The following is a 16,803-nucleotide window of genomic DNA, read 5'->3' as shown; positions in this document are numbered from 1 at the left end:
TAAACCATTCAAAACAAATGGTTAAGTTAATCTGACGTCACTCAAATAGTGCCGCGATGAAAAAGCTTTATGGCGAGTGAAATGAGACTTGTTATGGAACAACGAGTTAGCCAAAGCAGGTGACAAGAATGGCTGGTCACACTTGCTTACAGTTTTTGCTCAAGCCAATTGGTTCAGTCAAACACCGCAACAACCTGACGACTAATCGCAACCAGCTCACCATAGCTATCGTAGATATCCGCTTCAGTGTGACCGTACCCGTCTGCTGCTTGTCTTGTGTGGGCTTGATAAGCAAACCAGTTCTCTGGGCTCATCGGTCGGTGAGGATGAATAAATTCAACATTCCAGCTCATGGTGCTCGCTGGCGCGGGCCATCTGAGCATTTGCAATACAGTTGGCGGCCATGCATCGATAAGAGCAATCAAATGGGCATTGGTAAGCTGTGCTGGCGGTGTCTTGAAACGCATCCAGCCACCGACATGGTGACTTTTGCGGCCGGTGAATGGCCAGCCTCCATCACATTTGGCAAGGTCAATATTGCGTAGAAATTTTGGTGTTACTTTTGGGATCTGCGGAATGAAGTTGGCTTTCGATGGCGCCACCATATGATGTTTGCGCCGATCCTGGACCGCGATTTTCGAAGCCCTACCGACACCAAATGCCGCTTGGCACATTACAGCGGTATTGCCATCTTGAATAATACGAGCCACCGCTTGAGTTGCATTTCGACCTTCTCGGAGAATTTCCGCCTCAACTGTAAAGTCTTTATCTGGATAAATCGGCCCAATAAAACTGGTGTTAAATGAGCGAAGCATGCGAGGAGCGGTCAGTTTATTTTCGATTGCTCGGTAGGCCAGCGAGGCAGAAAGGCCACCAAATAGAGTTCTGCCTTGTGCCCAATCGTTTGTTACCGACAATTGGATTGCTTGGTTGTCGTTTTGAGAATCTATTTGGCTCAGGAGTTGGTCAATATGCATCGAGTTAAGTTGGCCGTTAAAACATGAATGTTACCGTAACAGTATCACTGGTCCGATGTCTACTTGGCGGCTAAAAGCTAAGTGAATGATTGAGTTAGCGATAACGTGGAATTTTTTTTCAGTTTCGCCGTTCTCCTTCATTAACACGGAGCAGCACTCAAGGGTTTGAACAATGATTGTCAGTTCACAGCGACTCAACCTCAAAGCCAACCTGATTTACGGCTTTGTACTGGCTATTGGCCTTGGCTTATCGGCCTATGTCTATCTGTCCGTCGATAGCCTCAAGCAAATATCGTCTCGATTGGTGAGCAATCAATTGCCGGTGTTGCAAACCAGCAGCAGCATTAACCATTTATTAGGAGAGCATGAACGGTTACTTTATGAGTATTACGCAACGGTCGACTCGGCGCTTTACACCGAACATGCACAAGCGGTTGCCGAGCAGTTATCGCAAGCACTAAGCACGCTCGCTATGTACGCTGGTGATAATCGTGTTGAGCCGGTGAAGCTGCATTTAGCGAAGATCGATAATATTGCTGCGCAACTGCATCAGAACCTGAGAAAACGAAGTGTTGATTGGGATTTGGCCCGCGCGCAGTTGCGCCAGTTAAGCGACGAGCGAAGAGATATTTTGCCGTTATTGAGCCAACTCGAATCGACCATCACCGGTGAAGTCAACCAAGGCTACCAGCAAACTCAAAATGCATTGGCTGAGATGTTTGCCGCGGTGGTGGTGTATGGTGCTGCAGTATTATTGTTAGCCATATTGCTAGGCCGTTACGTCAAACGTTATCTGCTACTCAGTGATAGCAATGCCCGTTTAGCCCTGTTTGCTGAGCGCAACCCCAACCCAGTATTAAGCTTGGGGGAGCGTGGTGATGTGCTCTATCAAAACCCGGCGAGTAGCGAAGTGCTTAAACAGTTCAACGGCGTCGACAACCCAACGGCGTTATTGTCACCCGATCTTGGACAGCAGCTATTTGATGCCCGCAATCATGTATCTGATGCTCATCGACATGAGCATCAACTTGAAGACCGCTACTTTAGTTACGAAATCCATTGGTTGGCTGATATGGCGGCTTTCGACATTCACATCAAAGACATTTCGCAGAAAAAACGGGCTCAACTACAGCTGATGGACCGAGCTTATCGCAACGACCAATCGGGGCTATTCAACCGACTACGGTTTAATGAAGACATTAATAACGCAATTATCAAAGGTCAAAGCATCAGCTTAGTTTTAGTCGAAGTAGCACAAATGGGGCAGCTGCAAGGTCATTATGGTCTCAACGGCGCGAGTGCGTGTATTGAAGGCGTTACCCATACGCTGATCGAACAGTTTGAAACGGCACAACAGCGGCAGCCGTTAAATGCCACTTTGTATCACATCGCAGACGGTAGCTTCGCCATTTTGGCTCAGCACTTGACGGCTGATTCGGAGTTGCAGTTTTTAGTGAAGCAAATTGCCAGTCGATTCCAAACGCCGGTACCAACCACTTTGGGACAAATGCGAATTCAAGTTCAGTTAGGTATTACCGAACATGCTCCGCAGGTCCGTACCGGCCATGATTTGTTATTGGACGCAAAAATTGCTGCCGATCAGGCGCTGCAAAAAGGTGGTGACACCATCAGCTATTTCGACATCGATGTTGGGCAAGCCCACGCTCGGCGTGCTGAGTTGGCGTTGAAATTAGAGCAGGCCATTGAAAAGAACCAATTGAGTCTGTATATGCAACCACAAATGGCGATGCCAAGTCGGACCCTCATTGGTGCTGAAGCGTTGCTCCGTTGGCATTGTGATGGCGAGTTTATTTCGCTCGCGGAGTTTATACCTGTGGCGGAGCAAACCGGTTTAATTTTAGCCATTGGCGATTGGGTATTGGAGCAGGCTTGCCTGATGACAGCCGAATACCGACGCCTTGGCCTTGTCGATTTGGTGGTTGCCATTAACATTTCCCCGAGGCAGTTTTTGCAGAGCGATTTCACCGCTCGCGTTGAACAGCTACTAAACCAATATCAAGTGCCACCATCGGCAATTGAGTTGGAAATTACCGAAAGTACCATCATGGACAACGAACAAACTGGCATACTGGTGCTAAACCAGCTCAAGAGCCTTGGTGTGTCGCTGGCAATTGATGACTTTGGTACAGGGTATTCATCCTTGGCTTACCTGAAACAATTCCCAGTCGATAAATTGAAAATTGACCGCAGTTTTGTCCGTAATATTGAACACAATCTTGATGATCAAGCAATTGTGTTGAGCCTCTGCCAAATGGCGAAAAACCTCAAACTATCTGTATTGGCCGAAGGTATTGAGACGGAGCCGCAACTCGATATATTGGCTCAGTATGATTGTGACGCTATTCAAGGCTACTGGTTCAGCCGGCCGCTAAAGCACGAAGATTTTGTCCGCTTCAGTGAAAAGATGTGTGTTTCTGAGCCGTTAGTCGATTAGTTTTAATCAATCTAATAATGAACTCGGTTGCGACCATTGGCTTTGGCCGAATAGAGGTTCTTATCCGCGCGCTCGATGGCCACTTCTATTGGCGTCGATAGCGAATTGATACTAATACCGATAGACACGGTGACTTGCTTGCTCGGCTCTAATTCGAAGTTATGTTCGCTGATCATCAAGCGGATCTTCTCCGCTACTTTGAGGGCTTGCTCGAGATTGGTTCCCGGGCAGAGCAAGATGAACTCTTCACCACCCCAGCGACCAAAGCCATCCTGATTCCGGATCATGGCCTTGAGTTTTTTAGCCAGCTGTTGCAACACTCGGTCACCATCGGAATGACCATATTGGTCATTGATCTGCTTGAAGTGGTCGACATCGAAAAGTAACAGTGAGTAGATTTTTGAGTACTTGTCTTGTTGTTGGTAGCGGCTGAAAAAGTTCAATACGCCGCGGCGATTCAGTACTTCGGTTAGTTGATCGAGTTGCGAGCTTTGTTTGAGTTCGAACGTCTCATGAGTGAGTTTCTGAATTGCCGTGGTTTTGTCTCTGAACCGCTCAATCAAAACCACCATGACACCGGACACCAGAATAAATGCCCAGCCGATAATAATGTAAAGGTATAGTTGCTCGCGGCTGATATAGGTGCCCCGCAAGGTCAATTGATTGATTCGGAGCCGCTCGACGGTGCCATCAACCGACGACTTTAACTCAATGCCCATGGCAATAACGTTGTCGATGTCTACATAACGATCAGGTCGCGGTAGGTGTCGTTCTAATACCCACCAATTAGCCACTTTTATTTCATCCATTTTGACCACGATCGGCTGATTTAATTCTGCGATCGGTATGTCAACCATGCTGTATTTCAAGCTATCGAAGTCTTCTAACTTCGAGTACGTCGCTCCGAAATTTCGAAAGTACAACCTAAGCTCTTGGCCTGGTCCTTGGTAATCAATATCAATCAGCATGTCTTGGAAAATGCTTAAGTCTTTACCAATATTCGGCTCACTGGCGAAATACACCTGCAGGAGACAGTAAGGGTGGGCCACTTGGGTCGAAAATTGGCATTCCATAGCCTGTTTCTCGCTCTCATCGATCCAGCGCACGCTACTTTTACCGCCAATCATTTGGTCTGATTGCACTTCGATGTGGTAGTTTTCGCCGGGAATGAGTTGTTCGCTAAACTCAAAGCGTTCGGGATAACCAGCCATCACAGCGACAGTGGTCAGCATGGCTAGCAGGAGTAGGGCAAGAAAGCGGTTGGAGCGAAATAAAGGCATTTTTAAAACAATTAACTCTGGGTAACTACTGCGCAACGCATTGCGTCTGTTGTTTCATACCTCCTTGTAGACATTAACTCGCAATCATCATACGTGATTTTTTTGGCTTGAATGGTTAAATGATCGTTAGTGAGATCTTATTTTTAAGTTAATTGTTGGCAATGGAAGGAACAAACGTCAAAGCAGGGTTTGTGAGCCGTTGTTTTGGTCGAGGGGGGATGTGTCATTGGTTTGCTTCTTTTGTGCTCGTTTGCGGCGCTGCTCACATAACCTCAACACGTATAGCTTTTGGGCATCATCAAATTGCTGCCAGTTAAAGCGTTCTTCGCGTTTGCGAAAACAACCAATGCAGTAGCCCCGTTCGCCAGTTTGGCAAATGCCTTGGCACGGATTAGGAACATCGAAAAGATGGAGCTGATCGTGATTTTGTTTAGGGCTCATGGTGATCTGCGCGTATTGTTATCGTTGCAGTCTAGCGAGCTGGGATCGGGGCTTCAAGCGAAAGCTGACGGTGGATAATAAAAAGCGGGGCATTGCCCCGCTAATCCGATTGAACTGGCTGGTTAGGGCAATTGGGCAAGCCATTCACCGTTATCAAACCATTTGCTACGAAGTTTAGTCATCAACCCGACTCGTTCGTAAGACACCATGAAATTGCGCACTAGATTGAAAAAGTGCAAATCACCATGCGGTACGGCAACACCAATAGGTTCCATTGAAAGCGGTCTTTGCAACGTAACGAAGTCATCATTCGGGTTGCGCAGTACCGCTAGTTTGCAGATCGCCATGTCAGCAAATAGGGCATCAACTTTTCGATCGCGAATCAGCTGGATTGCCTCTTCATAATTGTTGACGCCGACGATTTCTGCTTTTGGAATATTGAGCTGGACTAAGGTTTTACTGGTCGAACTTTTTAACGCAGCAACCTTAATACCAAGGCGATTAAAACCGCCGTCTTGCTCAAGCTGAGCCATGCGCTCGCTAGTCGCAAGTAATGATTTACCCGACACCATATAAGGCTCGACAAAACTCACCTGTTTCGAGCGCTGAGATGTAATTGACATGCCAGATATAACCATATCGGCTTTACCTGCTTGCAGGGCGCTAATCAGTTCCGGAAACGGTACCTTAATGATTTCCAGCTCCACATTCATGGCGTTGGCGAGTGCTTGTGCAAGGTCAACATCGTAGCCAATGAACATGCCGCTGCGGCTAACGACGTTAAATGGCGGTTGGTCACCTGTCATTGCTACTTTAACAACGCCTCGGTCCAATACTCGATCAAGTATTGGGCTTTGGGCGTTAGCTTGGCTGACGAAGATCACTGGTAAAGCGACGATCAACGTAAGAACCAGTCGACGGATGAAGTTAACAGTTGTAGCCATTATGTTCTCTCCTTGTGGCTGCGCAAAATGGAAATTTATGAAACTCAATGAATTTTCTGGTGAATTAGATGCATTAACTTATAGACGGTCTGAGCCAAAGTGTTGGAGATTATTATCATTTAGAGTGGTTTGTTTGTTGTTGCCACTTGGCGATATTGAGTTTTAGCAAGCGTTCTACCTCGCCACTATCGAGCAGCTTTTGGTAGCCCAAAGATATGGCACCATTGTAGATTGCGCATGGCGAGTTGGTCGCAAAGCCGCTGTGCAATAAGCCTTCGTTAACGTTGTATGGCAAAACAGCAAAACTCGCAGCGTCGGCAGAGACTGATAGCTGAGCCAAGCCAGCGAAACGGCTGTGAATAAAATAATCGATTCGGCCTGCCTTTAGCTTGTTAAAGTTGCTTGCCACGGCATAACTTTCTTCTAGATCAAGATACCTGTCAGCAAAAGTATCAAAGGCATTGCCGTAACGATCGCCTGCATTTTTGCCCCCTTTCTTGCCGTACAAGTCGCGCCAAGTTTTGATATCAAACTGATTGCCTTGGAGAACGAACACGGTGAATGGGTTGGTGGCAATGGGGGAAGACGTAAAACTGATGTATTGCTCTCTGTCGGTCGTTTTTTTGAGCCCTATTACCATATCAACTTGGCCGACTTTAACTTGCTGCAATGCGCGTTTCCAAGGGCCTGTATAGTTTGCCTGAAAGTCTACATTCAGCTGGCTGAAAAGTTCGCGGGTGATATCGATGGTCGCGCCCACGATTTTATCCTCCTGGCGCCACTGATAAGGAGGGTAGTTAGGATGGGCCGTTGCTGTGACGACCTCGCAATTCTGGGCTTGAGAATCCGTTGCTACAAAGTAGGCAAAGGCCACCAGCATTGCTTTTCGAGACAAGGGCATCCTCCAGAGCACAGTAACAGGCACCTTTGTAAAACATGGCGGTAAACAGTCAATAGTGGTCTCAACCTGTTTGTTTAGCAAATGATGGTTGGCACTTGGTGCGCGATCACATATCATTGCCCGGTCCGATTGGTAACGGACATCAAACTAATTTCAAAGAAGCCCTCAATGGGGCTTTTTTATTTGCATTTTTTAATTTACAGAAATAGCAAGTGGCCCTTGGTATGGGTCACCACTGTATTGTAGGAAAACACATGCCTGTAATTACTCTTCCAGATGGTTCTCAACGTAGTTTCGATAAACCTGTTTCGATCATGGACGTTGCCATGGACATCGGTCCCGGCCTGGCCAAAGCATGCATTGCTGGCCGAGTGAATGGTGAGCGTGTCGATGCCGTCGACCTGATCGCCGACGATGCCAATATCGAAATCATCACGGTCCGAGATGAAGATGGTTTAGAAATCATCCGCCACTCCTGTGCTCACTTGCTGGGTCATGCCATCAAGCAGCTATGGCCAGATACCAAAATGGCAATTGGCCCAACCATCGATAAGGGCTTCTACTACGATGTCGATCGTGAAGATCCAATCACCGAAGATGATTTGGTAGAGCTAGAAAAGCGCATGTTGCAGTTGGCGAAGACCAACTACGACGTGGTTAAGAAAGTAGTGAGCTGGCAAGAAGCACGCGATGCCTTTGAAGCACGCGGTGAAACCTACAAGATGGAAATCCTTGATGAGAACGTCAGCAAAGACGATCGTCCTGGTTTGTATCATCACGAAGAATATGTCGACATGTGTCGTGGCCCGCATGTGCCAAACATGAAGTTCTGTCATCACTTTAAACTGATGAGTGTTGCTGGAGCGTATTGGCGTGGCAACAGTGACAACAAAATGCTGCAACGCGTTTACGGCACCGCATGGGCTGACAAAAAGCAGCTTAAAGCTTATTTGCAACGGCTGGCTGAAGCAGAGAAGCGCGATCACCGCAAAATTGGCAAAACACTGGATCTGTTCCACTGGCAACAAGAAGCGCCAGGTATGGTGTTCTGGCATGCAGATGGCTGGACGATTTACAAAGAACTTGAAGACTACATGCGTGAACAGCTGGTGAAGTACGACTACGAAGAAATTCGTGCACCAATGATCATGGATGTCTCCATGTGGGAGAAATCAGGTCACTGGGACAAGTACCACGACAACATCTTCGCTACTGAATCTGAAAAGCGCACCTATGCAGTGAAACCAATGAACTGCCCAGGTCATTTGCAGATTTTCAATCAAGGGTTGAAGTCATACCGCGATTTGCCATATCGCATGGCCGAGTTCGGGATTGTTCACCGTAACGAGCCCTCTGGTTCATTGCATGGTTTGATGCGGGTTCGCAGCTTTACCCAAGATGATGCGCACGTATTCTGTACTGAAGAGCAGATCCAGCAGGAAGTAACTGCTTGTATCGAAATGGTATACGACACTTACAAAACGTTTGGCTTCCACGATATCGATGTCAAATTGTCGACTCGCCCAGAGCAGCGCATTGGTGATGATGCCACTTGGGACAAGTCGGAAGAAGCATTGGCCGAAGCGCTTAAAGCCAACGATCTTGAGTATGAAATTCAAGAAGGTGAGGGGGCGTTCTATGGCCCTAAGATTGAGTTCACCCTGTATGACTGCTTAGATCGTGCTTGGCAGTGCGGCACTATTCAACTTGATTTCTCGATGCCAGAGCGCTTGGGCGCGAGCTACGTTGCTGAAGATGGCGAGCGTGCTGTGCCAGTGATGATTCACCGAGCAATCCTTGGTTCACTTGAGCGTTTCATTGGCATTTTGATTGAGCAGTATGCCGGCTTGTTCCCAACATGGTTGGCGCCGAAGCAAGCTGTAGTGATGAATATCACTGATAATCAAGCCGATTATGTGAATTCTGTCGTCCAAAAACTCAATTCAGCGGGTTTCCGTGCTATTTCTGACTTGAGAAATGAAAAGATTGGCTTTAAAATCCGCGAGCACACTTTGCGCCGGGTTCCATATTTGTTGGTGGTCGGTGATAAAGAGGTCGAAGAAGGCGAAGTTGCTGTGCGCACACGCCGCGGTAAAGACCTTGGAAAGCTCAAAGTGGACGATTTTATCGCCTTGTTGGCAAAAGAAGTAGCCGACAAGAGTTCTGACTCTGTGGAGGAATAACCTATTAAAGGTGGAAGAAGAGGCCAGCAACAGCAGGCCGCGCATCGGATTAATGAGCACATTCGTGCACAAGAAGTTCGTTTAACCGGTCCGGAAGGCGACCAAATGGGCATCGTATCATTGCAAGAAGCAATGAATGCAGCCGAGGAAGCCGGAATGGATTTGGTGGAAATCAGCCCAAATGCTGAGCCACCAGTATGCCGCGTAATGGACTACGGTAAATTCCTCTACGAAAAGAGCAAGTCTCTTAAAGAGCAGAAGAAGAAGCAAAAACAGATTCAGGTGAAGGAAGTTAAATTCCGTCCTGGAACTGACGAAGGCGATTACCAGGTAAAACTGCGCAACCTGCGTCGCTTTCTTGAAGGGGGTGATAAAGCCAAAGTCACACTGCGTTTCCGCGGTCGTGAAATGGCCCACCAAAACCTTGGCATCGATCTTTTGAATCGGATTAAAACCGATTTGGAAGAGTTGGCCCAATGCGAATCGTTTCCGAATCGCGTTGAAGGTCGCCAAATGGTGATGGTACTCGCCCCAACTAAGCGGTAATTAGGGCTTACAAGTAATCGAAGCGGCCCGCTCGATGAGCGGGCCGCTTTTATTCGCCTTAATGACTATTTTATTAATCACAATGCGGAGTTGTATTCAATGCCTAAATTGAAGACCAACAAAGGCGCTGCCAAACGTTTCAAGCGTACTGGTAACGGCGGATTTAAACACAAGCAGTCTCACCTGCGTCACATCTTGACTAAAAAGAGCACCAAGCGTAAGCGTCAGCTACGTGGTAAGCACCAAGTTGAGAAATGTGATGTTGCACAAGTGCAGCGTATGCTGCCATACGCATAAGGGGAATGACTGATGGCACGAGTTAAACGTGGTGTGATCGCCCGCGCGCGTCACAAAAAAGTACTGAAGCAAGCTAAAGGTTACTACGGTGCACGTTCACGTGTATATCGCGTAGCTTTCCAAGCGGTTACTAAAGCAGGTCAATATGCTTACCGTGACCGTCGTCAGCGCAAGCGTCAGTTCCGTCAACTGTGGATTGCCCGTATTAACGCGGCTTCACGTCAAAACGGTCTGTCTTACAGCCGTTTCATCGACGGTCTGAAAAAAGCTTCTGTTGACATCGATCGTAAGATCCTTGCTGACATTGCTGTTTTTGACAAACCAACCTTCACTGCGTTGGTAGAAAAAGCGAAAGCAGCACTGAATTAAGTTCAGGCTACTTAAGCTGTAAAAAAACGGGAGGCTTGCCTCCCGTTTTTTGTATCTAATTTGTGTACTGACCAATACTATCCTGTAGTAGCTCAAACACGTATCATTCAACACCACCAACACCATTACCGATCGAGTTTAATTATGCTGGTTGATTCTCATTGCCACTTAAATCGTCTGAAGTTTAAAGAGGGAGAAACTTTGGATGATGTTGTCCAGTTTGCCCGTTCGCGCGATATTGAGCACATGCTGTGCGTAAGCGTCACGCTTGATGAATTCCCAAGTATGCGTGATGTCGTCGCTAAATATGACGATGTATCGGTGTCTTGTGGTGTTCACCCTCTGGATTTGGATAAACCTTACGACTTGGCGTTGTTACAACAATTGGCCGATGACAATGGCGTTGTGGCGATTGGCGAGACTGGTCTTGACTACTATTACTCGAAAGACACTATTGCGCTCCAGCAGCAATCGTTTCGTGATCACATTGAGGTCGCCAAAGAACTCAACAAACCGTTGATTATCCATACTCGCGATGCTCGCGAAGACACTATCGCGATTTTGAAAGAGCAGGGTGCTGAACAAGTGGGTGGTGTCATGCACTGTTTCACTGAATCGTTGGAAATGGCGCAAGCAGCAATGGATTTGGGCTTTTACATTTCCTTCAGTGGCATTGTTACCTTTAAGAATGCCGAAGAGCTGCGCCAAGTAGCGCAAGCTGTGCCGCTTGACAAAATCCTAGTGGAAACTGACAGCCCCTATTTGGCACCAGTGCCATATCGCGGTAAACCCAATCAACCTGGCTATGTCAAAGAGGTGGCAGAGTACATCGCGACACTCAAAGGTGTCAGTTATGAAGAACTGGCAGCGATCACAACTCAAAACTTTTATCGGCTGTTTCCTCTCGCCAAAACCAAAGGCTAACTTGTTGATCCCGCTAAAGTCCGGTAAAACTGTAACAGTCGTTTAAACCTTTTGTTGCGGCAAGAGGTTGTTTTCCCGTCAGGGCAAGAGGACTTTTGCATGAGTTTTGTGACTCAACCAGAACGACCGGACGATCATAACCCGATTACCAATATTCATCGTCAGGCTTTTGGCCGAGACAATGAAGGGCGTTTGGTCCATCGCCTTCGGCGTGAACGTCAACTGTTGCTGTCGTTGGTGACCACTCATGACAATGCGCCGGTGGCTCATATTGCTTTTAGCCCAGTCACCGTCTCCGGCTCGCAGCGGTCCGCAGCGTTAGCAACGGGAGCAGCACTTGGCCCGGTTGGGGTGCTACCCAAATATCAAGGGCAGGGCTTGGGCCTGCAGATTATCGAAGCTGCGCTGGAAAGCGAAGCCATAAGCCAAACCCCTTGGCAGGTGTTGGTGGGTGAGCCCGCTTTGTATGGTCGCTTTGGTTTTCAGGCGGCGAGCAAATACGGCCTCAAGTGTGAGTTTCAAGTGCCACCAGAGTACTTTTTATTGCGCGTCACACCCGGTGCCGCAACTCCTTCTTTCGAGCAAGGCGAAACCTTGCACTATCACAATGCATTTCATTCGGTGTAATCATGATCGCGATGGCGTTTAGCCCTCCTTGTTTGTATCAACGAAAAAATGGATTTGAGCTAACCTCCGATCCATCACGCATTCAATTTGACTGGCTTCATCGACAGCTGTCTCAGCAATATTGGTGTGAGAACATTCCTGCCGACATTCTGCGTACCGCCATTACTCACTCTTGGTGTGTCTCTGTGTTTGCCGAAGATGCTCGCCATCAACAAGTTGGTTTTGCTCGCTTGGTTACTGATTATGCTAGTTTTGGCTATCTGGCGGATGTTTATGTTGCGCCTAGCTTTCGTGGTAAGGGCATAGCGAGGTGGATGGTTGATGCATTCGTTCAATGTCCGGAACTACCGCAGCTGCAAAAGTGGTTGCTGATCACGGCGGATGGCCATGACATATATAAAGGTGTTGGATTTAAGCCGGTCGCATATCCTCACGCCTTTATGGAGATTCGCGGAGTATCGGACTATCAAGAGCCTGGCTAGTGCAGCTGTTTCGATTGTGCTTTTTTGAATAAAAAATTGATCATTTCTGTGATTTGCTAAACGCACGTAGGAATTGATCTTGGTTAACACCTACCGATAAGATGGGTGCATAATAAACTGGTACGATGAGTTGGTTTCAGGAGGAGCACATGATTATCGTTCGGGACGATATGCCGGCCGGGCTAATTGCTATGGAAGCAGTGGGAGAAGTAACAAGAGCTGATTATCAGGATATTATTCGGCCAGAGTTGGAAAGAGCATTTGCCCATGGCGAAAAAGTCCGCTTTCTGTACATTCTTGGTAGCCAATTCAAAGGCTTTGAAGCCGCCGCATTGATTGATGATGCTAAGCTCGGTATCAAACATTTGGGGGACTTTCAGCGTATCGCGGTAGTCTGCGACGTCAAGTGGGTTAACCATGCAATTAAGCTGGTCAATGTTGCCACCCCTTGTCCAGTTAAAACCTTCGCCGTAGAGCAAGAGACTGACGCCATCAGTTGGTTGCAGGCCTAGCACTTCTCACAAATTTCGGTGCTTGCCTATACTTGGGTCATTGAATGGATGACCCAACTGAAGAGGCAAGCATGAGAACCTTCACCTTATTTCTGATATTCGCGCTATCGATGGTATCCGCCTCTGCGTTGGCTCAACCGTTGCGCTACAATGCCTCCGATGCTGCACAAGAGCGCTATATCATTGATATTTTATCGCTGGCGGTAGAGAAAAGTGGTGGCAACTACGAGCTACAAGGAACCACTGAAACCTTTACCGATGCTAAAGTTCGAGAGGAACTCAAAACCCAAGGCATCGATGTTTACTGGACCATGACCTCCAGTGAACTTGAAAAGGAGTTTCTACCGGTCCGGATTCCGATTTTTAAGGGGCTGCTGGGCAATCGCATCTTTATCATTAATGCTGATGAGCAGCACAAGTTCACTGGTGTTCACAGCTTGCGCGAGTTATCTCAGTTGCAAGCCGGCCAGGGCACGCTTTGGCCAGATACAAAAATTCTTGATGGTGCAGGATTGCCTGTCGTCACGGCGCTAAAATACGAAAGCTTGTTCCATATGCTTGAGGGCAATCGCTTTGACTACTATCCGAGAGGAGTTCATGAGCCTTGGAACGAGGTGAATCAATATGCCAATCTCAATTTGGCTATTGAGCGCGAATTGATGTTGGTTTATCGAGCGCCGATGTACTTTTTTGTCAATCAATCCAATACCGAGTTAGCTAAAGCGCTGACTGAAGGGCTGGAAGTAGCGATTGCTGATGGCAGCTTTGATCGTGTGTTCTACAGTTCGCCGGTGATTCAAGATGTGCTTAACAAGGCCAATATGGCTGGCCGTCGCGTTTTTCATGTCGACAACCCCTTGTTGTCTTCGGCTACACCGCTTGACAGAAAAGAACTTTGGCTCGATGTTGAGTCCATACCACGGCGATAATGAGTGATTAGATGGCCAATAAAAAGCCCGCTACAGCGGGCTTTTTATTGGCTACAAAACTGGCTGGTTAGAAGTCAGCAGAGCGAGGTGCCCGTGGGAATGGGATGACGTCACGAATGTTGGCCATACCTGTCACGTAGCTAACCAAACGTTCAAAGCCCAGACCAAAGCCTGAATGAGGCACAGTGCCATAGCGGCGCAAATCGCGATACCAGCTGTAGTCTTCTTGATCCAAATCCATTTCGGCGAGGCGAGCATCAAGAACGTCGAGTCGTTCTTCACGTTGGCTACCGCCAATAATTTCGCCAATGCCGGGGGCCAATACATCCATTGCGGCAACAGTCTTGCCATCTTCATTCATGCGCATGTAGAAGGCTTTAATGTCTTTCGGGTAGTTTTTAACGACCACCGGTGCGTTGAAGTGCTCTTCGGCAAGGTAACGCTCATGCTCAGACTGCAGATCGATGCCCCACTCAACTGGGTATTCAAACTTCTTATCGCACTTCAGCAGAATATCCACCGCATCGGTGTAATCCACTTGCACAAAATCACTGTCAACAAATCGCTCTAATCGAGCGACCGCATCTTTATCAATCCGTTGGGCAAAGAACGCCATATCATCGGCACGTTCTTCAAGAACGGCTTTAAAGGCGTATTTCAGCATGCCCTCTGCTAATTTGGCGACATCATCCAAATCGGCAAAAGCAACTTCAGGCTCAACCATCCAAAACTCAGCGAGGTGACGGCTAGTATTGGAGTTCTCAGCGCGGAATGTTGGACCAAAGGTATAAACTTTACTCAGCGCACAGGCATAGGTTTCAGCGTTGAGCTGACCGGATACGGTAAGGAATGATTCTTTGCCAAAAAAGTCTTGTTCAAAATCGATGGCACCCTTCTCGGTACGCGGCAAGTTCTCCAAATCCAGAGTGCTGACGCGGAACATCTCACCAGCACCTTCACAATCGCTGGCGGTGACAATTGGTGTGCTCACCCAAACATAGCCTTGCTCGTGGAAAAAGCGGTGGATGGCTTGTGCCAAACAGTTGCGAACACGGGTTACGGCGCCACCAACATTGGTCCGGGCACGAAGGTGTGCGTGCTCACGAAGGTATTCCATGCTATGGCGCTTCGGTGCCATTGGGTAAGTATCGGGATCTTCAACCCATCCCAAGACATTCACTTCAGTAGCATTTAACTCGAATGATTGACCTTTGCCAGGCGATTCCACCACTTTGCCAGTGACGGTAACCGAACAACCGGTAGTGAGCTTGGTGACTTCCGATTCATAATTGCCCAGGTCGTTTGGCACGACTGCCTGGACGGCATCGAAACTTGAACCATCGTGGATGGCTAAGAATGAAATTCCTGCTTTGGAATCGCGGCGAGTGCGAATCCAACCCTTAACTGTAATGACCGAATCAATTGAGTAGTCGCCGGCTAAAACTGCGGCAACAGTAGCATGCGTCATGAAGCAAATACTCCGAAATTGCTGTCTGCGTTCAAGATGAAAGACACACATCTTACAGGTAACATAGCGTGATACCAATCAGATTGATTCAATGGACGCATTTTGTCGTTGGATTGCGGTCAATTGAGCGACAAAATAACTGAGAATACAGATAAATTGGGGTTTATATGGTGTGGGATGGAGTTGATCGGCGCAAGGGACCCGATTGGCGTGTTCGAACACTTCGGGGCCTAGCGATACTGGCCTGGTTGTTGTTTATCATCAGCTTGCTATTGTTTCACTTTGCTCGTCCTGAAATGGACTCGGGTATCGCGCGCTACTATGAACTGGAGATTCGCCAATTTTGGGATCCCAGTTACACCGGGCCGTTAATGTACTTTGTCTGGAGCAGTTGCGTCATCAGTTTGCTGAGCTTGATAGCAAATCGGCAGTTAAGTCGCAGAGCAGGGGATACACGTCGTTATAACCTGATCCTGCTCACTGTCATCACGGTGTCATTTGGCATACTGCTGACCGTCAAACTATTAGCGCATAATTAATTATTCTGTTCACTCATTCGATGTACAAAACCAGCGGAGTGGTTTTGAGGAGACAAAATTGGCTATTGAACAAGCATTGGTACTGACCTTTAAAGACAAGCTGGCTCGCGACGTATTAGTGATCCCAAGTTTGCCCAAAGTGGCCATGTCTGTTTGTGAAACGGTAGAGCGCGAAGATGTCTCACTGAAGGAAATTGCCGAATTAATTACTCGCGATGCGGGCATGGCCGCGCGCATGATCAAGATTTCTAACTCGCCATTGTTTGGCGTCTCGCAGCGGATCAAAACCATTCATGACGCGGTCAACCGTATTGGCCTAACAGCGATTAAGAATATTGCCACTACCATGGCAATGGAGCAGCTGTACGTAAGTACCAATGAGCGCATCTTCGAACTGCTAGAGGAAAACTGGAAACGTGCTGTTCGAGTGGCAAGTAGTGCCGCAGCCTTGGCGACCATGTATCCTAAGCGGTTGCCGTTCAATTCCGAGTTAATTACCTTGGCGGGTGTTGTTCACAATATCGGCGCCTTGCCGATACTGTTGGAAATGGAGCGGATGCCACAGGTTAGTGCTGACATGGAAGTTATTCATCGAGTGGTCCATTCGCTACAGCACGAAATGGGCACCAAGCTCCTCGCTGTTTGGGAGTTTGACGATACCGTTATTGATGCTGTTAAACAATTGCAACAGCCGCGGCCAGCGAAAGGAGAGGCGTCGCTGGGCGACTTTATTTGCGCTGCAGCGATCGCTCAAGGCACCTATCAGCTAGAAGACGAAAAACAACTACTCAAGCCTTTCATCGACAAGGGGATTGTCGCAGATCTAGATGTCTTCACGTCGCCAGAATATCTCACGCCTTACCGAGATACCCTCAGTTCGTTTAACTAATGTCACCTTCTGCAGGTAGAATCTAGCGCCGATTTGGACC

General features: G+C 47.8%; 18 protein-coding genes. 12 read left to right on the top strand and 6 right to left on the bottom strand.

The features are described from left to right. Nucleotides 1-173: 173 nt before the first annotated feature. Nucleotides 174-977, bottom strand: a complete 804-nt coding sequence (locus tag CBE68_RS04470; RefSeq protein ID WP_087504859.1) for an acyl-CoA thioesterase — start codon at nt 975-977, stop codon at nt 174-176. Nucleotides 978-1,149: 172 nt separating this feature from the next. Here CBE68_RS04470 and CBE68_RS04465 point away from each other — a divergent pair, with 172 nt between their 5' ends. Next, nucleotides 1,150-3,432, top strand: a complete 2,283-nt coding sequence (locus CBE68_RS04465; RefSeq protein WP_087504858.1) for a putative bifunctional diguanylate cyclase/phosphodiesterase — start codon at nt 1,150-1,152, stop codon at nt 3,430-3,432. Nucleotides 3,433-3,443: 11 nt separating this feature from the next. Here CBE68_RS04465 and CBE68_RS04460 read toward each other — a convergent pair whose 3' ends face one another. From CBE68_RS04460 to CBE68_RS04445, 4 genes are all read right to left on the bottom strand, one after another. Further along, nucleotides 3,444-4,712: a GGDEF domain-containing protein gene (locus CBE68_RS04460; protein ID WP_087504857.1), complete on the bottom strand. Its 1,269-nt coding sequence runs from the start codon at nt 4,710-4,712 to the stop codon at nt 3,444-3,446. A 177-nt stretch (nt 4,713-4,889) separates the two neighbouring features. After that, a complete protein-coding gene (locus tag CBE68_RS04455) occupies nt 4,890-5,153 on the bottom strand; it encodes a DUF1289 domain-containing protein (protein WP_087504856.1) in 264 nt (87 codons plus the stop codon). A gap of 122 nt (nt 5,154-5,275) precedes the next feature. Then, a complete protein-coding gene (locus CBE68_RS04450) occupies nt 5,276-6,097 on the bottom strand; it encodes a transporter substrate-binding domain-containing protein (RefSeq protein WP_087504855.1) in 822 nt (273 codons plus the stop codon). Nucleotides 6,098-6,212: 115 nt separating this feature from the next. Continuing rightward, entirely contained in the window at nt 6,213-6,992 is a 780-nt protein-coding gene (locus CBE68_RS04445) for a substrate-binding periplasmic protein (protein WP_158100493.1), read from the bottom strand. 260 nt (nt 6,993-7,252) lie between these two features. On the opposite strand from CBE68_RS04445, the gene thrS reads away from it, so the two are divergent. The 9 genes from thrS (at nt 7,253) to CBE68_RS04400 (ending at nt 13,867) form a co-directional block, all read left to right on the top strand. Beyond that, nucleotides 7,253-9,181 carry a threonine--tRNA ligase gene (gene thrS, locus CBE68_RS04440; RefSeq protein ID WP_087504908.1) on the top strand — a complete coding sequence of 643 codons (1,929 nt, stop codon included), beginning with the start codon at nt 7,253-7,255 and terminating at the stop codon, nt 9,179-9,181. A 3-nt stretch (nt 9,182-9,184) separates the two neighbouring features. Further along, on the top strand, nt 9,185-9,727 hold the full coding sequence (gene infC, locus CBE68_RS04435; RefSeq protein ID WP_087504853.1) for a translation initiation factor IF-3: 543 nt from the start codon (nt 9,185-9,187) through the stop codon (nt 9,725-9,727). Nucleotides 9,728-9,826: 99 nt separating this feature from the next. Next, nucleotides 9,827-10,024: a 50S ribosomal protein L35 gene (rpmI, locus tag CBE68_RS04430; protein WP_087504852.1), complete on the top strand. Its 198-nt coding sequence runs from the start codon at nt 9,827-9,829 to the stop codon at nt 10,022-10,024. A 12-nt stretch (nt 10,025-10,036) separates the two neighbouring features. Next, a complete protein-coding gene (gene rplT / locus CBE68_RS04425) occupies nt 10,037-10,393 on the top strand; it encodes a 50S ribosomal protein L20 (protein ID WP_087504851.1) in 357 nt (118 codons plus the stop codon). Nucleotides 10,394-10,537: 144 nt separating this feature from the next. Then, on the top strand, nt 10,538-11,317 hold the full coding sequence (locus CBE68_RS04420) for a TatD family hydrolase (RefSeq protein ID WP_087504850.1): 780 nt from the start codon (nt 10,538-10,540) through the stop codon (nt 11,315-11,317). Nucleotides 11,318-11,416: 99 nt separating this feature from the next. Then, nucleotides 11,417-11,944 carry a GNAT family N-acetyltransferase gene (locus CBE68_RS04415; protein ID WP_087504849.1) on the top strand — a complete coding sequence of 176 codons (528 nt, stop codon included), beginning with the start codon at nt 11,417-11,419 and terminating at the stop codon, nt 11,942-11,944. Between the two features lie 2 nt (nt 11,945-11,946). Beyond that, nucleotides 11,947-12,426, top strand: a complete 480-nt coding sequence (locus CBE68_RS04410) for a GNAT family N-acetyltransferase (RefSeq protein ID WP_087504848.1) — start codon at nt 11,947-11,949, stop codon at nt 12,424-12,426. Nucleotides 12,427-12,575: 149 nt separating this feature from the next. Then, nucleotides 12,576-12,938 (top strand): SpoIIAA family protein, encoded by a 363-nt coding sequence (locus CBE68_RS04405; RefSeq protein WP_158100492.1) that lies wholly within the window; start codon nt 12,576-12,578, stop codon nt 12,936-12,938. A gap of 44 nt (nt 12,939-12,982) precedes the next feature. Then, the gene (locus tag CBE68_RS04400) at nt 12,983-13,867 is read left to right on the top strand and encodes an ABC transporter substrate-binding protein (RefSeq protein WP_087504846.1); all 885 of its coding nucleotides are present in this window, start codon (nt 12,983-12,985) and stop codon (nt 13,865-13,867) included. Nucleotides 13,868-13,934: 67 nt separating this feature from the next. On the opposite strand, the gene asnS is transcribed toward CBE68_RS04400, so the two are convergent. Next, on the bottom strand, nt 13,935-15,335 hold the full coding sequence (asnS, locus tag CBE68_RS04395; protein ID WP_087504845.1) for an asparagine--tRNA ligase: 1,401 nt from the start codon (nt 15,333-15,335) through the stop codon (nt 13,935-13,937). Nucleotides 15,336-15,502: 167 nt separating this feature from the next. Between asnS and CBE68_RS04390 the strand changes: the two genes are divergently transcribed. Then, entirely contained in the window at nt 15,503-15,874 is a 372-nt protein-coding gene (locus CBE68_RS04390) for a hypothetical protein (protein WP_087504844.1), read from the top strand. Between the two features lie 58 nt (nt 15,875-15,932). Next, complete coding sequence (locus tag CBE68_RS04385) at nt 15,933-16,763, top strand: HDOD domain-containing protein (RefSeq protein WP_087504843.1); 831 nt, start codon at nt 15,933-15,935, stop codon at nt 16,761-16,763. Nucleotides 16,764-16,803: the final 40 nt, after the last annotated feature.

Source organism: Neiella marina (assembly GCF_002165625.1).
Classification (GTDB): Bacteria; Pseudomonadota; Gammaproteobacteria; order Enterobacterales; family Neiellaceae; genus Neiella; species Neiella marina.
The sequence above is the reverse complement of the archived record's forward strand: the minus strand, read 5'-3'. Positions and strand labels throughout refer to the sequence as shown.